Here is a 16,261-nt window from a genome sequence, read left to right as displayed (position 1 = left end):
AAGAATGGGAGGGGTCTTATGGTTCATCATCGTGCAACCCGTGCGCTGCGGGTGGCCTTGCTTGGTGCAACGGTGCTTACGGCCTCCCCCGCGCTGGCACAGGAGCCCAGCGTGGATGAACGGCTTGAGCGGCTGGAAAAGCTGGTCGAAGGTCTGGTTGCTCGGCTCGATGCGGCCAACGGCAACCATGCCGAGCAGGATGATGCCTTGCGCGCCGAACAGGACGCCATGCGCGAACAAAGCGCCGCGCTGCTGGCCGCCACCCGCGATCTGCAAAGCCGTCAAGCCGCCCTCGCCGAGCAGGTCGCTGCACCCAAACTGCAGGAAGACAAGGGTTTCCGCGTCGGCAAGACCACCGTCGCCTATGCCGGATACGTCAAGGTCGATGCCATCGCGCAGCGCACCAGCGGCGGGCAATTGCCGAGCGGCAGCTTGCTGCGCGATTTCCTGATCCCCGGCCTGATCCCGGTCGGCGGTGAGGCATCGGGTTACGATACCGATTTCAGCGCCCGGCAGACGCGCTTCATCCTGAAAACCGCAACGGATGTCGGAGCCGAGCACAAGCTCAATTCGCATATCGAGCTCGATTTCATGGTCACCGATGGCGGCGATGAACGGGTCAGCAACTCCTATGTCCCGCGGATGCGGCAGGCCTTCATCACCTATGATAACTGGTTGTTCGGACAGGCATGGTCGACCTTCCAGAATGTCGGTGCGCTGCCTGACAGCCTCGATTTCATCGGCCCGACGCCGGGCACCGTGTTCGCCCGCCAACCGATGATCCGGTGGAGCAAGAGCGGTTGGCAAATCGCTGCCGAACAATCCGAAACCACCGTCACCTCGCGCACCGGCGGGCGGGTGATTACCGGTGACGATACCATCCCCGATCTCGTCGTGCGGTATGATCACAAGCGCGACTGGGGCACGCTGACCGCCGCCGCGATCGGGCGCAAGCTGACGATGTCGGACGACGATTTCGGCCAAGCTGACGACGCGCTGGGATACGGGCTCAGCCTGTCGGGCAAGGTCAAGGTGGGGGCGCGCGACGACATCCGCTTCATGGCCACTGCGGGCGACGGTCTGGGGCGGTATATCGGGGTGAATATCGTTAATGATGCGGCAGTGGATGCGGCCGGCAATCTCGATCCGATCTTCACGTATTCAGGCTTTGCCGCCTATCAGCACTGGTGGGGTCCGCGCCTGCGGTCGGTGGTGTCGGGGGCCTATTTCAAGGCCGACAACCCGGTGCTGCTGACCACCAATCAGGTGACCGACGAAAGCTGGAACGCGCTGGCGAACCTGATCTGGACCCCGGTCGATCCGCTCGATATCGGTATCGAACTGATGTATGCGAACCGCATGCTGGAGGATGGCCGGTCGGGCGATCTCAGGCGGTTGATGCTCTCCACCCGCTACAATTTCTGAGGCTGCTAGGTTTAACCAGTTTGGCAATGTTTCACGTGAAACATTGCCAAACTGGTATTGTCAGAGGATCAGAAGCGGTAGGCAACGCCCGCGCTGATCACCCACGCATCAAGCTTGTGCTCGGTCTCGATCGCCAGAGTATTGCCCGCGAACCAGCGCGCGGTGGTGTCGATGAAGTAGCGCTTGGCATCGAAGGTCAGGCCCAGGCCCTTATCGCCCAGCGGCACGTCGAACCCGGCCTGCAACGCGAAGCCGAATTCGTCCGACAGGTCGGTATCGGTCACACCCAGCGGGATCGTGGCCGCCCCCGGCTTGTCGCTCAGCCAGATGAAATAGGCCACGCCGCCGCCGACATAGGGCTTCACCCCGCCCAGATCGAAGTGATACTTGGCCGTCACCGTGGCGGGCAGCAGCAGCGCGTCGGACACCAGTTCCGCGCCCACAGGCAGGCCCGCCGTGGCATCGACATCATGCTGGGTCGTGCCCGCAATCGTCTCGACCGAGACATTGTCGGTGAGGAAATATTCGACCGCGATCGTCGGCACTACGTTGTCGTTTGCCTTGGTCTGGGTGTTCGCGGGCAGACCAACGATATCGACATTGACCGCAGTGATCTTGCCATCCGGCAGAACCGCCGTGCCGAGCACCTTGAACTGGATGTCGCCTGCACGGTCGGTATCGTTCTGGGCCATCGCCGGAGCTGCGGCCAGCGCCAGAGCTGCACCGCCAAGCATCAGAAAAGTCTTCATTGTGGTTGCGTCCTTCAGCGGCAGCAGTGGCCGCCTTGCGCGGCCCAGGATTGTTGCTGCCTGTGACCGCCCGTTAGCCCCGGATGCGGCGTGCGCTCATTGATCCCGATCAAAGACCATTGCTTCGTGTTCGTTCATTGCCGCACCATCATGGCGACAATCAGCACCAATTTCGGGCATGACAGCATGGAAGCTTTCCGTGATGCTTTGCCCATCGGATCCGGCGCGGCGGCGACCGCCGATCGGCTGTGCGAAATCGGCTATTGCCTGCAGCTTGCCAGGGGCGACCAACTGGCGCCCGATCCGCGCGAGGACCGGCTGGTCTATATCGCTGCAGGCGCCGCCAAGCTGGTGGCCCAGCCGGTCACCGGCTCACCGGTCAATCAGGTGCTGGCGTTCCATTTCGCCGAAGACATGATTTCGATGCTGCGTCAGTGTGCCGGCAATTCGTGGGGCGATTTCCGCCTGGTGGCGCTGACCGAATGCGACATCGCGGTGTTCCCGGCCGAACGTTTCCTCGATATCGCCCAAGGCGATCCGGCGGTGCTGCGTTCGGTGCTGGCGCGCAGCCTGCAGGCGCTCCACCGCAGCCGCACCCGGATGATGCAGATGGGGCACAAGTCGGCCCAGCAGCGGATCGCCGATTTCCTCGTTTCGATGGCCGAGCGGCTGGCCGATTGCACAGCCGGGCCGTGCGCCTTTGCCCTGCCGATGAGCCGCCGCGATATCGGCGACAGCCTGGGCCTCACCATCGAGACAGTCAGCCGCCAGCTCACTGAACTGCGCGAAGCCGGACTGGTCGAAACCGAAGGCCGGTCAAAAGTCTGCCTTTCCGATGTTTCGGCGCTCGCCCGGATTGCCGGTCGCCATGCGGACCAGACAGGCGATGCGCCCAATTATTGATCAAATTTGATCTGGATCAACCACACAGATTGCAGAGGCGCGGTAAAGCGGGCCGACGGAAGGAATACATCAACATGGAAGCAGTCGTTCGGCGGCTGGGGGTATGGGCGCTTGTCCTGCTTTCAGCCATAATCGCTATTGCGCTGACCCCGGACAGCGGGTTTGCGATCCACATGGGCATCGTCGCGTTGGTGGCGGTGATCCTGATCATCGCCACGCTGGGCAGCTATGATCCGCTGGCGCGTGCGCAGGGCATGTTCAAGATGCCGCCCGGCCCGTCGCGTTATGATGACGACGTGATCCGCTGGGGCGTGATCGCCACCATGTTCTGGGGCCTGGCAGGCCTGCTGGCGGGCGTGTTCATCGCCGCGCAGCTCGCCTTCCCCGCTCTCAATCTCGAACCGTATCTCAATTTCGGCCGGGTGCGTCCGCTGCACACCAGCGCGGTGATCTTCGCGTTCGGCGGTAATGCCCTGATCGCGACGAGTTTCTACGTCGTGCAGCGCACCTGCCGCACTACGCTGGCATTCCCCGGAATGGCCCGGTTCGTGTTCTGGGGGTATCAGCTGTTCATCGTGCTGGCCGCGACAGGCTACCTCCTCGGCATAACCCAGTCGAAGGAATATGCCGAGCCGGAATGGTATGTCGATCTGTGGCTGACGGTGGTGTGGCTGGCCTATCTCGCTGTGTTCGTCGGCACGTTGCTGCGCCGTCATGAACCGCACATCTATGTCGCCAACTGGTTCTACCTCGCCTTCATCGTGACCATTGCGATGCTGCACGTGGTCAATAATCTGGCGATCCCGGTCAGCTTCCTCGGGGCGAAAAGCTACAGCGCCTTTGCGGGTGTGCAGGATGCGCTGACCCAGTGGTGGTACGGCCACAACGCGGTCGGGTTCTTCCTCACTGCAGGCTTCCTGGCGATGATGTATTATTTCGTGCCGAAGCAGGCCGGGCGGCCGGTCTATTCCTACCGCCTGTCGATCATCCACTTCTGGTCGCTGATCTTCCTGTATATCTGGGCCGGCCCGCACCACTTGCACTACACCGCCCTGCCCGATTGGGCGCAGACGCTGGGTATGGTGTTTTCGATCATGCTGTGGATGCCCAGCTGGGGCGGGATGATCAACGGGCTGATGACGCTGAACGGCGCATGGGACAAGGTTCGCACCGATCCGATCATCCGCATGATGGTGCTGGCGCTCGCCTTCTACGGGATGAGCACCTTCGAAGGGCCGATGCTGTCGATCAAGGCGGTGAACAGCCTGTCGCACTATACCGACTGGACAATCGGCCACGTCCATTCCGGCGCGCTGGGGTGGAACGGGATGATCACCTTCGCCTGTGTCTACTTCCTCGTGCCGCGCCTGTGGAACAAGCCGCGCCTTTACAGCCTGCGGATGATCAACTGGCACTTCTGGCTCGCGACGCTGGGGATCGTTTTCTACGCCTCCAGCATGTGGGTCGCCGGGATCACGCAGGGCCTGATGTGGCGCGAATACGGGTCTGACGGCTACCTGGTGAACAGCTTTGTCGACACCGTCTCGGCGCTGCACCTGATGTATGTCGCGCGCGCTGTCGGCGGGCTGATGTACCTCGCTGGGGCTGTCATCATGGCCTACAACATCTGGATGACCATCGCGGGCAAGCAGCGCGATGAGGCTCCGATGGGCGATACCGCACATGATGAAGCCGCCGACCGCCCGATCCTCCCAGAACCGCAGGCTCAGCCGGCCGAATAAGGCAGGCGAGAAGGAACGCGAACAATGACTGAGCAAAAACGCAAAGACGTGTTTGAAGGCCACAAAAAGCTGGAGAAGAACGTTACCCTGCTGGCTGCGGCGACTTTCGTCACGGTGGCAATCGGCGGGGTGGTGGAAATCGCCCCCCTGTTCTGGATCGACAACACGATCGAGAAGGTGGAGGGGATGCGCCCGTACACCCCGCTCGAACAGGCGGGCCGGGACATCTACATCCGTGAAGGCTGCTATACCTGCCACAGCCAGATGATCCGTCCATTCCGGGACGAGGTCGAACGCTATGGCCACTACAGCCTCGCTGCGGAATCGATGTACGATCATCCGTTCCAGTGGGGATCGAAACGTACCGGGCCAGACCTTGCGCGCGTGGGCGGGCGCTATTCGGACGAATGGCATGTCCAGCACCTGAAGGCGCCGCGCAGCGTGGTGCCCGAAAGCATCATGCCCAATTACAGCTTTCTCGCCAACACGCCGGTCACCGTCCCTGATCCGGAAGCGAACCTGACAGCGCTGCGACGGGTGGGTGTGCCTTATACCGACAAGGATATCGAACTGGCGTCCACCGATCTGATGGCGCAGGCCGATCCAGACATGGACGCAGGCGATCTGGCGGAGCGCTATCCCAAGGCGCAAATCCGCGATTTCGACGGCGATCCGACCCGCGTGACCGAAATGGATGCGCTGGTGGCCTATCTGCAGATGCTCGGCACGCTGGTCGATGTGAACAGCGCCGCCGCCCAGGAAGCTCTGGCAGAGGAGAAAGGCCGGTGAGCCTGTACGAAATCCTTCGCCACTTCGCCGATAGCTATGGGCTGGCGCTGATCTTCGCGCTCTATCTGACGCTGTGCCTGTGGCACTTCCGCCCCGGCGCGAAGAGTCACGTGGAAACGGCCAAGCACTCGATTTTCAAGGATGACGAACATGGTCACTAAGCGCATCGACCAACCCACCGGCACCGAAACCGTCGGCCACGAATGGGACGGGATCGAGGAGCTCAACACCCCGTTGCCGCGCTGGTGGCTGTACACCTTTTACGCCACGATCGTGTGGGCGGCGGTGTATGTCGTGCTGTATCCGGCATGGCCGCTGATCGACAAGGCGACCGCAGGCACGCTCGGCTGGTCGAGCCGCGGCGATCTCGCCGAGGAGATGAGCGCCGCCGACTTGGCCCGCCAGGGCGTGGTCGAACAGATCGCCGCGACCGATATCGAGAAACTCATCGCCTCGCCCGAACTGATGGGACAGGCGATTTCGGGCGGCGCGGCAGCGTTCAAGGTCAACTGCGTCCAGTGCCACGGCGCGGGTGCGGCAGGATCTGCGGGCTATCCCAACCTCAATGACGACGACTGGATCTGGGGCGGCACGCTCACCGAAATCCAGTATTCGATCACCCACGGCATCCGCTGGGAAGGGGCCGACGATACCCGGATCAACTACATGCCCGCCTTCGATGGCATGTTCGACGCGGGGCAAGTCGATGCATTGGCCGGCCACGTGCTCTCGCTGTCGGGCAAGGGCAAGACCAGCGCCGCCGGTGCGACCCTGTTCGCGGAAAACTGCGCCGCGTGCCACGGCCCGGCGGGCGGCGGGATGCCGGACATGGGCGCGCCTGCACTCAACGATGCGATCTGGCTGTTTGGCGGAACCGAGGCCGAGGTGAAGAAGCAGATCCTCGCCCCGCGTCACGGCGTGATGCCTGCTTGGAAGGACCGGCTCGATCCGGTGACGATCAAGATGCTGGCAGCTTACGTGCACTCGCGCGGCGGCGGCCAGCAGGCAGCCCCGGCACAGGACGAGGTCGCAGCCGAAACCGACATTGCCCAAGCACCAAAGGCCGAAACCGATGGCTGATAACACGGAACTCGAGCGCCGCGTGCCTGCCGCGGGCAAGCCCCGCGACTGGGCCGGTGCGCTCGGGTCCTCCGCGCCGGAAATCGACGCTGCGGATGCAGGCCACGGCTTTCTGGGCAGCGACCTCTACGAAAAGGGCAAGACCGTCCATAACAAGCGGATCGACGGGTCTTTCCGGCGGTTCAAGTGGCTGGTGATGCTGGTCACGCTGGCGATCTATTACATCACGCCGTGGATCCGCTGGGACCGCGGGCCGTACGCGCCCGATCAGGCGGTACTGATCGACCTCGCGCATCGCCGCTTCTACATGTTCGATATCGAAATCTGGCCGCACGAATTCTACTTTGTCGCCGGGATGCTGATCATGGCGGGTCTCGGCCTGTTTCTGGTCACCAGCGCGGTGGGCCGGGCGTGGTGCGGCTATGCCTGCCCGCAAACGGTGTGGACCGATCTGTTCCAGCACGTCGACCGCTTCATCGACGGGGATCGCAATGCGCGCATCCGGCTGGACAAGGCACCCTGGGGCCCGGCCAAGATCGCGCGGCGCAGCGGCAAATGGGCGATCTACCTCGTTATCAGCCTGCTGACCGGCGGCGCGTGGATCCTGTATTTCGCCGACGCGCCGACATTGACGCGCGAGTTCTTCACCGGAGAGGCCGCGCTGGTCGCCTATGCGACCGTTGGCATTCTGACCGGCACGACCTTCTGGCTCGGCGGGTTCATGCGCGAACAGGTGTGCATCTACATGTGCCCCTGGCCGCGCATCCAGACCGCGATGCTCGACGAAAAATCGCTGATCGTCACCTACAAGGACTGGCGCGGCGAACAGCGCGGCAGCCTGAAGAAGGCGGCCAAGAACCCCGATCAATACGGCGACTGCATCGATTGCCTGCAATGCGTGGCGGTGTGCCCGACCGGGATCGACATCCGCGAAGGCCAGCAGATCGGCTGCATCACCTGCGGGCTGTGCATCGATGCCTGCGACAAGGTGATGGCCGAGGTCGGCCGTCCGCGCGGGCTGATCGATTACGCGACGCTGGAACAATGCGAGGCCGAGGCGGCCGGCGCGCCTGCCACGCCCGCATGGAAGGCACTGATGCGCCCGCGCACCTTTATCTATTTCGGCGCATGGGGCGCGATCGGAGCGGCAATGCTGTTCGCGCTCGGCACCCGCACGCACACCGACCTGACGGTGTCCCCGGATCGCAACCCGCCCTTCATGCTGCTGAAGGACGGATCGGTGCGCAACGCCTACACCTTGCGTCTGCGCAACATGGAAGCCCGCCCGCGCGACATGGAAGTGGCGCTGACCGGGATGCCCAGCGGCGCGGTGATGTGGACGGAAGCTGTCAGCCTCGAAAATGCCGCGCCCGTTCAGGTCATTGCCGTGCCAGCCAACGAAACCAAGGTGGTGCGCGCCTATGTCATGCTGCCGCCGGGCGAGCGGGCGGACAGCTTCAGCTTCCGCCTGACCAGCCTCGACGAACAGCGCGAACAGGACATCGCGACAACCACCTTTGCCATGCCGGGGAACGAATAATGGCCACCAAGCGCAAGGAATTCACCGGCAAGCACATGGCGATGGTGTTCGTCGCCGGTTTCGGCATCGTAATCGCCGTCAATCTCCTGATGGCCAGCTTTGCCGTCAGCGGCTTTCACGGGGTCGTGGTGCCGAATTCCTATGTCGCCAGCCAGAAGTTCAATGGCTGGCTCGAACAGGCGGAAGCATCTCGCGCGCTCGGCTGGGAGGTTCGGCCCGAACGCCGCGCAGACGGGCGGGTGGTGCTGACCACCGAAGCGGTTCCGCCGGGCGCCGCCATCACCGCCGAGCTGCGCCGTCCGATCGGCGCGAAGGATTTCGCCAGCCTCACCTTTAGCCCCGCTGGCGAAGGTCGCTGGCTCTCGAACGAGGCCGTCGCACAAGGGCGCTGGACGATACGGCTGGCGATTGCCGCTGAAGGTCAGGATTGGGCCGGGGAAAGCGAACTCAAGTGAACGCGCCCGCCCCCATCACTGCCGCCGCCGAAAGCGCGCTTGTCTCGACCCGGTTCACGGTGCCGGGGATGCGCTGCGCCGGATGCATCGGCAAGATCGAACGCGAATTGCCCAAGATCCCCGGCATCATCGCCGCGCGCGCCAATTTCTCGGCCAAGCGGGTGGCGATCCGGCATGATCCGGCGCTGGACGAAGACCGGCTGATTCAGGCGCTGCGCGACCTCGGTTTCGAGGCGCAGCGTCTGGCCGATAACCCGCTCGGCACAGAAACCGAGGAACGCAAACGCCTGATGCGGGCATTGGGCGTGGCGGGCTTCGGGATGATGAACGTGATGCTGCTGTCGGTCAGCATCTGGTCGGGCGCGGACGGGCCGACGCGCGATCTGTTCCACTGGCTTTCGGCGCTGATCGCCATGCCGGTGATCGCCTATTCGGGCCGCCCGTTCTTTGCCAGCGCTTGGATGGCGCTGAGCCACCGCCGCACCAATATGGACGTCCCGATCAGCATCGGCGTGATCCTCGCCGCCGCATTGAGCCTTTACGAGACGATCATCGGCGGCGGACACGCCTATTTCGAAAGCGCGGTGATGCTGCTGTTCTTCCTGCTCGCAGGCCGCGCGCTGGATGCCGAAATGCGCACCCGCACGCGCGCAGGCATCGGCGCGCTGCTGGGGCGGATGGGCAAGAGCGCCAGCGTGATCGGCCCCGATGGCAGCACCCGACGCGTGCCTGCAGCAGAGCTCGAACCGGGAATGCTGGTGCTGGTCGCCGCCGGAGAAGCGCTGGCCGCCGATGGCGAAGTCACCGAAGGGACCAGCGCCATCGACAACGCCATGCTGACCGGCGAAAGCGCGCCCGAACCCGTCGCGCCGGGCAGCGTGGTGCATGCGGGCGCGATCAACCTGTCCGCCCCCTTGCGCATTCGCCTGACCCGCGTGGCGGAGGATACCGCGCTGGCCGAAATTGCCCGACTGATGGACGAGGCCGGGCAATCGCGCAGCCATTATGTCCGCATCGCCGACCGCGCCAGCCGCCTCTATGCGCCGGTAGTGCACAGTCTGGCCGCGCTGGCGTTCATCGGCTGGATGATGGCGGGCTCGGGCTGGCACCAGTCGCTTACCATCGCGATTGCTGTCCTCATCATCACCTGCCCCTGCGCGATGGGCCTTGCTGTGCCCGCTGCGCAGGTGGTGGCAAGCGGCGCGCTGCTGAAGCGCGGCTTGCTGGTCAAGGACGGGAGCGCGCTGGAGCGCCTCGCCGAATGCGACATCGCGCTGCTGGACAAGACCGGCACGCTGACGCTGGGGGAGCCGCGCGCGGATATCGGCGCGCTGGATGCAGAGGCGCGGAGCCTGGCGCTGGGGCTGGCGCAGACGAGCCGCCATCCGCTCAGCCGTGGTCTCGCCGCCGCGTTGCTGCGCGAGGGCGTGGAGCCTGCCGTCATCGACAATGTGCGCGAAACCAGCGGCATCGGTCTCACCGGACGCTGGCAGGGGCAGGAGGTCGCGCTCGAACGGCCCGAGGACACAGCCCAATCCCTCGCCGCGCGCCTGCGGATCGGAGACACCGCACAGACCATTACCTTCGCCGACCCGCTGCGCGGTGATGCTGCCGCGACTATCGCCGCTTTGCAGGCCGAGGGGATCGACGCCAGCATCCTTTCGGGTGACCGCTCCGCGCCGGTTGATGACGTGGCTCGAACGCTCGGCATCTTCGCGCAAGCCGAGGCCAGCCCGCAGGCAAAGCTTGCCGCTTTGGAATCCCTGAAAGCCCAGGGCCGCCGCCCGCTGATGGTGGGCGACGGGTTGAACGATGGCCCGGCCCTCGCCGCCGCCCATGCTTCGATCGCGCCCGGTACCGCCTCCGATGCCAGCCAGCAGGCTGCCGATGCCGTCTTCATCGGTGAAAAGCTGATGCCGGTCGCGCTGGCGGTGCGGGTGGCCAGGCGCACCATGCGGATCGTGCGCGAGAATTTCGCCTTCTCGATCGCCTATAATGCGCTCGCCGTGCCGCTTGCGCTGTTCGGGCTGGTCACGCCGCTGATTGCCGCCATCGCCATGTCGCTGAGCTCGCTGGTGGTGGTCGCCAATTCGCTGCGGCTGGCCCGCGCCGCGCAGGAGAATGCGGCATGACCGGCCTTGCCTTCCTCATCCCAATCGCGCTCGGCATGGGGCTAGTCGGCCTCGTCGCCTTCCTGTGGTCGATGCGCGACGGGCAGTATGACGACATGGACGGCGCGGCCGCGCGGATCCTGATCGAAGAAGACGAGCCGCTGGAGAAGGATGCATGAGCGCCGCCCTGCCGTTTGCACTGGCCGCTTTGATCCCGGCACTGATCGGCCCGCTTCCTGCCGAAAGGACAGCAATCACCGCCAAGCTGTGCAATGGCGGAACCATCACGATCCCGCTGGATGACAAGAACACGCCCGGCGATAATGGCAACTGCGACCCAAAAGCCTGCCACGCCGGCAACTGCCGCGACAAAGACCGTCCGGAACGAGCCAAGCGCGGGATTTGATCTCGCGCAAAGACGCGAAGCGCCCGGCGCGCTTTAACCGCACTCATGTGGACCTATCACCCAGAATTGCTCGCCACGCCGGTGCCGCGTTACACCAGCTATCCCACCGCCGCCGATTTCGGTCCGCTCGCGGAAGGCACTATCGAGCGCGCCATTGCCGGGGCGGAGGGCGAGGTCTCGCTCTACCTCCACATCCCGTTCTGCGAGAAGATCTGCTATTATTGCGGGTGCAACACCGGCGCATCGGGCAAAATCGCGCGGGTGGAGAGCTATCTCGCCGCGCTGCATCAGGAAATCGCCACGGTCGCCAGCCTGCTGCCACCAACCGCGCGAGTGCGGCGGATCGCTTTTGGCGGGGGCAGCCCGAACGCGATCAGCACGGCCGAATTCATGGCGCTGGTCGATGCGCTGCACGCGCATTTTCCGCTATTCGCGCCGCAATGGTCGATCGAACTCGATCCGCGCAGTCTGACACCGGACTGGGGCCCGATCCTGCATGATGTCGGCATCACCCGCGCCAGCATGGGGGTGCAGACTTTCGCTGCCCATTGCCAGAAGGCGATCGGACGCGAACAATCGCTGACCATGATCTGCCGCAGCGTCGATCTATTGCGGCGCGCGGGCGTTACCTCGCTCAACTTCGATCTGATGTACGGCCTGCCGCATCAGACCGAAGGCGATCTGGAAGACAGCCTCGAATACACCGGCAAGCTGGGGGCAGACCGGGTCGCCGTGTTCGGTTACGCCCATGTGCCCCATCTGGTGCCGCGCCAGACGATGATCCCCGAACACGCCCTGCCCGGCCCCTACGCACGCTTCGCAATGGCGAGCCAGGCGTATGAATTCCTGACCGCCCACGGCTATGACGCGATCGGGTTCGATCACTTTGCTCTGCCGCATGATCCGATGGCGCGCGCCACGCGCGATGGCAGCTTGCAGCGCAATTTTCAGGGCTTCACCGATGATCCGTCGGAGGTGCTGATCGGCATGGGGTCGAGCGCCATAAGCGGCTTTCCCGGCCTGCTGGCCCAGAACGACAAACATAATGGCCGCTATCGCACGCTGTCGGGTGAAGGGCGGCTATCGGCCAACCATGGTATCGCGCGCTCGCCGCAAGATCGCCTGCGCGGCGACGTGATCGAGGCGCTGCTGTGCCGGGGCGAGGCGGAGCTATCGCTGTGTCTGCTGGCCGAAACGCGCGACAGGATCGCGCCGTTCACCGCAGCCGGGCTGGCCAGTCTGGATGGCAATACCCTGCGCATCGCGCCGGGCGGCATGCCGTATGCGCGCGTGGTCGCATCGCTGTTCGACAGCTATCGGCAGGTCACGCAGCGCAAGTTCAGTTCTGCCATCTGATCCCCCCGGCCCCGGTGCATGCGCCTTGCATGTCAGCCGCTTTGGGCTGATAGTTGCCAAAACAGGAAGACGCGAAGTCTCTGGCGGGCGCATCGTTCAATTTGGGGGGAATATTCATGGCCGTTACCGATCACGTCGACCTTAACCAGTTCATGGAAGGCGTCAAAAAGCGCAATCCGCACCAGCCCGAATTCGTTCAGGCGGTGCAGGAAGTGGCGCAGGACATCTTCGAATTCATGGAAGACAAGGTCCGCTATCACGAAGCGCAGATCCTGCGCCGCATCGCCGAACCTGACCGCATCGTCTCGTTCCGCGTCTGCTGGGAAGATGACAATCACAACATCCGCGTCCAGCGCGGCTGGCGGGTGCAGAACAACAACGCGATCGGCCCCTACAAGGGCGGCATCCGCTTTCACCCCAGCGTGAACGAAAGCGTGCTGAAGTTCCTCGCCTTCGAACAGACCTTCAAGAACTCGCTCACCGGTCTGCCGATGGGCGGGGGCAAGGGCGGCGCGAACTTCAACCCCAAGGGCAAGTCCGACGCCGAAGTCATGCGTTTCTGCCAGAGCTTCATGACCGAACTCTACCGCCACATCGGCCCGGAAACCGATGTGCCGGCGGGCGATATCGGCGTGGGCGGGCGCGAGATCGGCTACATGTTCGGCCAGTACAAGCGCATCACCGGCCGCTGGGAAGGCGTGCTGACGGGCAAGGCGCTCGAATATGGCGGATCGAAAATGCGGCCCGAGGCGACCGGTTACGGCGCGGTCTATTTCCTGCGCAACATGCTCAAGCACCGGGGCGAGGACATCGACGGACAAACCGCGGTGATCTCCGGCTCGGGCAATGTCGCGACCCATGCGGCGGAAAAGATCGTGCAGATGGGCGGCAAGGTGCTGACCCTGTCGGATTCGGACGGCTTCATCCACGATCCCGACGGCATCGATCAGAACAAGATCGATTGGGTCAAGGATCTCAAGAACGTGCGGCGCGGCCGGATCAGCGAATATTGCGACCACTTCACCAGCGCGACCTACCACGGCAATGGCGCAAGGCCGTGGAACGTTGCCGCCGATCTCGCGCTGCCCTGCGCGACCCAGAACGAACTTGACGAGGATGACGCCAAGGCGCTGGTCGCCAATGGCTGCAAGGCCGTGTCCGAAGGGGCCAACATGCCGACGACGCTGGCAGGCGTGAAGGTGTTCCACGACGCCAAGATCCTCTACGCGCCGGGCAAGGCGGCCAACGCGGGCGGGGTCGCGGTGTCGGGCCTGGAAATGAGCCAGAACTCCGAACGCATCAGCTGGAATCACGAACGGCTGGGCGAGATGCTGACCGAGCTGATGGAAGGCATCCACGAAAAATGCGTCGAATACGGCGATGAAGGCGCAAAGAACGGCGGCTATGTCGACTATGTGAAGGGCGCGAATATCGCGGGCTTCAAGAAGGTTGCCGACGCGATGCTCGCCTTCGGGGTGGTGTAAAGCAACCACCGGGTAACCGGATCGGACAGCGGGCGAAGACGGGCCGGGGTTTGGCATGCCAAATTCCGGCCTACCGCCGCAAAGTGAATTTCCTTTGGCAGACTGTCATTTTTCCGTCATGGGCCTCGCTCCGGCGGACGCAGGCCTGCGCCTGATTTTCTCAAATATTGATTCGCCTCAACTTCATCAGAAGACGCTCTCTTCCATGAACATTCAGTCGCGGATCGCATTAGAAGAGATCGAATATTCCAAGCCTTCGCGGCTCGGAAGCTGGCAATTTTTCGCTCCGCTACCAGAACTGACCCTAGCGCTTGCCTTCTCGGCGATCGCCCTGATCTTGTCCTGGCGTTTCGATCTTCCATTCTCGTTTCCCGCCAGTGACGCGCTGGAATTCACCGGCATGAGCTATGCCGTGCCATTGTCGCTGATTGCCGTGCTGGGCCTTTTCCTCGTCTTGGCAAAGCAGACCATGCGGCTGGTCTATTATGGCGCTGCAGGCCTTGCTTACGGCGTCATTCTGATCACCCATTTCAACGTCAAGATGTGGATGAGCCTGATCAACCCCGTCATCTGGGATGATTTCTATTGGCAGACCGATCAACTGGTGCGGCCATTGGTTGATGCCGCATTTGCGGTTCACAACGGGGTCGACACGGCCTTGCCTGCGGGCGAACACCTCTACCTGTTTGCCTTTCTGGCGATGTTTGCCGGCAGCATCATCGTACATTCGGCGCAGAGCTTCATCGTGTTCCGCAAAGTCATTTTCACCGCGATGCTGGTGCATGTCCTTGGCGCGCTCAGCTACCTTGTGATGCCTGCTGCCGGGCCGTTCCTGTACGAACAAGGCGTCAACGCGCTCGAAAGCGCGCGGCAGCAACACATGTATAGCGGTTATCAGGCGCTGGTCGCTGGCGGCAGGCCGTGGATCGCAAGCCAGGGCAGCCAGTTCATGTTCGCCGCGGTGGCCGCCATGCCATCGCTGCACGTCGCATCGTCAGCCGTGTTTGTCTTTTATGCCTGGAACAACGCGCGCTGGCTCGGCGTGCTGTATCTGCCCCTGTTCGTGTTCATCATTTTCGAGGCAGTGGCGACCCGCTGGCACTACTGGATCGATGTGGTCGCGGGGCTGGCACTGACGGCCTTGGCAATCGCGATCGCTGCGGCGGTGTTCCGCCCTATCGAAGCAAACGACGCCGCGCGCCAAAACCCCGCCTGACTACCCGGCGGGGGCTGCGAATTACCCGATCCCCAGCGCCTGCGCCTGCCGCTTCAGTTCCGCCGCTTCGCCCGGATTGGCCTTGACCGCCGCTTCGAGTGCGGCCTTGGCCTTGGCCGGTTCGCCCAGCGTCATGCGGCTGCGCATCAGCATCACCCAGCCATCGAGGTTGTCGGGCTGCCCCTGAAGCCGCGACTCCAGCTGGGCGACCATGCCCTCGGCCATTTCGCGCTGCTGGCTGGGAGTCATTGCGCCTGCTGCGGCCACTTCCGCCGCGTTCGGCCCGCGCAGGTCTGACGCCGCGGCCGATCCGGCAAGGCCGGCTGCGCCCGGAGCCAGAATGGCCGGCGTACGGCTTTCCTGAACCCCGGCGATCCGCTGTGCGACGTCGATATCGTTCATCGCGCCGACCTGTTCGATCGTGCGCACCAGATCGGCTTCCCACGGCGCACCTTGCGGCGAATCCGCCAGCAGATCGAGCCACGCGGCAATCGCGCCTTCGTGATCCTTGTCGATGTCCTTCTTCACCGCCAGAAAGTACCGCGCGCGCGGATCAGCCGCGTCGAGCGCGAGCGCCTTTTCAAACGCTTCCAAAGCTTCGGGCGGGAGCGGGTCGCGCGCGCTGCCCATCACCAGCGCCTCACCCAGAGCCGACCACAGCACCGCTTCATCGGGCGTGATGGCGAGCGCTTGGCGATAGCCGGCTGCGGCTTCGGCAAAGTCGCCGCCTTGGAAATAGGCGAAAGCCAGATCGCTCCACGGCGCGGCTTCACCGTTCGAGGCTTCCGCCGCCGCGCGCAATTGCGCGATGGTGAGCGGGCTGTCGGCCGCCGCGTCGCCATCCGCGCCGCCGCCCGAACCTTCGTAGATGTTGTACCCGATCGATCCTGCCGCCAGCAGCAATGCGCCGCCAAGCAGGAACCAGCCTGCCCGCCGACTATTATCGCCTGCGCCCTGTGTCGCCGGTTTGTTGTCTGTTTCCATGGCCGCACGGCTAGCACCGCC

At 63.9% G+C, this 16,261-nt stretch carries 16 protein-coding genes; 14 read left to right on the top strand and 2 right to left on the bottom strand.

All coding sequences use genetic code 11. From position 1 onward, the window contains the following. Nucleotides 1-111: 111 nt before the first annotated feature. Entirely contained in the window at nt 112-1,425 is a 1,314-nt protein-coding gene (locus tag Q0L48_RS04090) for a DcaP family trimeric outer membrane transporter (protein WP_296717558.1), read from the top strand. A gap of 68 nt (nt 1,426-1,493) precedes the next feature. On the opposite strand, the gene Q0L48_RS04085 is transcribed toward Q0L48_RS04090, so the two are convergent. After that, nucleotides 1,494-2,174: an OmpW family outer membrane protein gene (locus tag Q0L48_RS04085; RefSeq protein WP_296717555.1), complete on the bottom strand. Its 681-nt coding sequence runs from the start codon at nt 2,172-2,174 to the stop codon at nt 1,494-1,496. A gap of 90 nt (nt 2,175-2,264) precedes the next feature. Between Q0L48_RS04085 and Q0L48_RS04080 the strand changes: the two genes are divergently transcribed. From Q0L48_RS04080 to Q0L48_RS04020, 13 genes are all read left to right on the top strand, one after another. Further along, nucleotides 2,265-3,077: a Crp/Fnr family transcriptional regulator gene (locus Q0L48_RS04080; RefSeq protein ID WP_296717554.1), complete on the top strand. Its 813-nt coding sequence runs from the start codon at nt 2,265-2,267 to the stop codon at nt 3,075-3,077. A gap of 74 nt (nt 3,078-3,151) precedes the next feature. Next, on the top strand, nt 3,152-4,819 hold the full coding sequence (gene ccoN, locus Q0L48_RS04075; RefSeq protein WP_296717549.1) for a cytochrome-c oxidase, cbb3-type subunit I: 1,668 nt from the start codon (nt 3,152-3,154) through the stop codon (nt 4,817-4,819). Nucleotides 4,820-4,843: 24 nt separating this feature from the next. Next, nucleotides 4,844-5,608 carry a cytochrome-c oxidase, cbb3-type subunit II gene (gene ccoO, locus Q0L48_RS04070; RefSeq protein ID WP_296717547.1) on the top strand — a complete coding sequence of 255 codons (765 nt, stop codon included), beginning with the start codon at nt 4,844-4,846 and terminating at the stop codon, nt 5,606-5,608. Further along, nucleotides 5,605-5,769 carry a cbb3-type cytochrome c oxidase subunit 3 gene (locus Q0L48_RS04065; protein WP_296717545.1) on the top strand — a complete coding sequence of 55 codons (165 nt, stop codon included), beginning with the start codon at nt 5,605-5,607 and terminating at the stop codon, nt 5,767-5,769. Before ccoO ends, Q0L48_RS04065 begins: the two co-directional genes overlap by 4 nt. Then, on the top strand, nt 5,759-6,688 hold the full coding sequence (gene ccoP, locus Q0L48_RS04060; RefSeq protein WP_296717543.1) for a cytochrome-c oxidase, cbb3-type subunit III: 930 nt from the start codon (nt 5,759-5,761) through the stop codon (nt 6,686-6,688). Before Q0L48_RS04065 ends, ccoP begins: the two co-directional genes overlap by 11 nt. Further along, nucleotides 6,681-8,228, top strand: coding sequence for a cytochrome c oxidase accessory protein CcoG (ccoG, locus tag Q0L48_RS04055; RefSeq protein ID WP_296717540.1), 1,548 nt, complete (start codon nt 6,681-6,683; stop codon nt 8,226-8,228). Before ccoP ends, ccoG begins: the two co-directional genes overlap by 8 nt. After that, on the top strand, nt 8,228-8,683 hold the full coding sequence (locus Q0L48_RS04050) for a FixH family protein (protein ID WP_296717538.1): 456 nt from the start codon (nt 8,228-8,230) through the stop codon (nt 8,681-8,683). Before ccoG ends, Q0L48_RS04050 begins: the two co-directional genes overlap by 1 nt. Further along, nucleotides 8,680-10,815, top strand: coding sequence for a heavy metal translocating P-type ATPase (locus tag Q0L48_RS04045; protein WP_296717536.1), 2,136 nt, complete (start codon nt 8,680-8,682; stop codon nt 10,813-10,815). The genes Q0L48_RS04050 and Q0L48_RS04045 overlap by 4 nt, the downstream gene beginning before the upstream one ends. Beyond that, nucleotides 10,812-10,973, top strand: a complete 162-nt coding sequence (ccoS, locus tag Q0L48_RS04040) for a cbb3-type cytochrome oxidase assembly protein CcoS (protein WP_296717534.1) — start codon at nt 10,812-10,814, stop codon at nt 10,971-10,973. Before Q0L48_RS04045 ends, ccoS begins: the two co-directional genes overlap by 4 nt. Continuing rightward, nucleotides 10,970-11,200, top strand: a complete 231-nt coding sequence (locus Q0L48_RS04035) for a hypothetical protein (RefSeq protein ID WP_296717532.1) — start codon at nt 10,970-10,972, stop codon at nt 11,198-11,200. The genes ccoS and Q0L48_RS04035 overlap by 4 nt, the downstream gene beginning before the upstream one ends. A 45-nt stretch (nt 11,201-11,245) precedes the next feature. Then, a complete protein-coding gene (gene hemN / locus Q0L48_RS04030; RefSeq protein ID WP_296717530.1) occupies nt 11,246-12,556 on the top strand; it encodes an oxygen-independent coproporphyrinogen III oxidase in 1,311 nt (436 codons plus the stop codon). A 116-nt stretch (nt 12,557-12,672) separates the two neighbouring features. Next, nucleotides 12,673-14,040, top strand: coding sequence for an NADP-specific glutamate dehydrogenase (gene gdhA / locus Q0L48_RS04025; protein WP_296717528.1), 1,368 nt, complete (start codon nt 12,673-12,675; stop codon nt 14,038-14,040). 205 nt (nt 14,041-14,245) lie between these two features. After that, on the top strand, nt 14,246-15,256 hold the full coding sequence (locus Q0L48_RS04020; RefSeq protein ID WP_296717525.1) for a phosphatase PAP2 family protein: 1,011 nt from the start codon (nt 14,246-14,248) through the stop codon (nt 15,254-15,256). Between the two features lie 21 nt (nt 15,257-15,277). Here Q0L48_RS04020 and Q0L48_RS04015 read toward each other — a convergent pair whose 3' ends face one another. Next, nucleotides 15,278-16,240 carry a tetratricopeptide repeat protein gene (locus tag Q0L48_RS04015; RefSeq protein ID WP_296717523.1) on the bottom strand — a complete coding sequence of 321 codons (963 nt, stop codon included), beginning with the start codon at nt 16,238-16,240 and terminating at the stop codon, nt 15,278-15,280. Between the last annotated feature and the right edge of the window lie 21 nt (nt 16,241-16,261).

Source organism: Erythrobacter sp., assembly GCF_024305245.1.
In the GTDB taxonomy this organism is placed as follows: domain Bacteria; phylum Pseudomonadota; class Alphaproteobacteria; order Sphingomonadales; family Sphingomonadaceae; genus Erythrobacter.
The sequence above is the reverse complement of the archived record's forward strand: the minus strand, read 5'-3'. Positions and strand labels throughout refer to the sequence as shown.

Excerpts from the sequence above, each read along its gene's own strand:
- ccoN (WP_296717549.1), top strand. The coding sequence starts at position 3,152 with ATGGAAGCAGTCGTTCGGCGGCTGGGGGTATGGGCGCTTGTCCTGCTT.
- Q0L48_RS04085 (WP_296717555.1), bottom strand. The coding sequence starts at position 2,174 with ATGAAGACTTTTCTGATGCTTGGCGGTGCAGCTCTGGCGCTGGCCGCA.
- ccoO (WP_296717547.1), top strand. The coding sequence starts at position 4,844 with ATGACTGAGCAAAAACGCAAAGACGTGTTTGAAGGCCACAAAAAGCTG.
- Q0L48_RS04015 (WP_296717523.1), bottom strand. The coding sequence starts at position 16,240 with ATGGAAACAGACAACAAACCGGCGACACAGGGCGCAGGCGATAATAGT.
- Q0L48_RS04020 (WP_296717525.1), top strand. The coding sequence starts at position 14,246 with ATGAACATTCAGTCGCGGATCGCATTAGAAGAGATCGAATATTCCAAG.
- ccoG (WP_296717540.1), top strand. The coding sequence starts at position 6,681 with ATGGCTGATAACACGGAACTCGAGCGCCGCGTGCCTGCCGCGGGCAAG.
- ccoP (WP_296717543.1), top strand. The coding sequence starts at position 5,759 with ATGGTCACTAAGCGCATCGACCAACCCACCGGCACCGAAACCGTCGGC.
- Q0L48_RS04035 (WP_296717532.1), top strand. The coding sequence starts at position 10,970 with ATGAGCGCCGCCCTGCCGTTTGCACTGGCCGCTTTGATCCCGGCACTG.
- ccoS (WP_296717534.1), top strand. The coding sequence starts at position 10,812 with ATGACCGGCCTTGCCTTCCTCATCCCAATCGCGCTCGGCATGGGGCTA.
- Q0L48_RS04050 (WP_296717538.1), top strand. The coding sequence starts at position 8,228 with ATGGCCACCAAGCGCAAGGAATTCACCGGCAAGCACATGGCGATGGTG.
- hemN (WP_296717530.1), top strand. The coding sequence starts at position 11,246 with ATGTGGACCTATCACCCAGAATTGCTCGCCACGCCGGTGCCGCGTTAC.
- gdhA (WP_296717528.1), top strand. The coding sequence starts at position 12,673 with ATGGCCGTTACCGATCACGTCGACCTTAACCAGTTCATGGAAGGCGTC.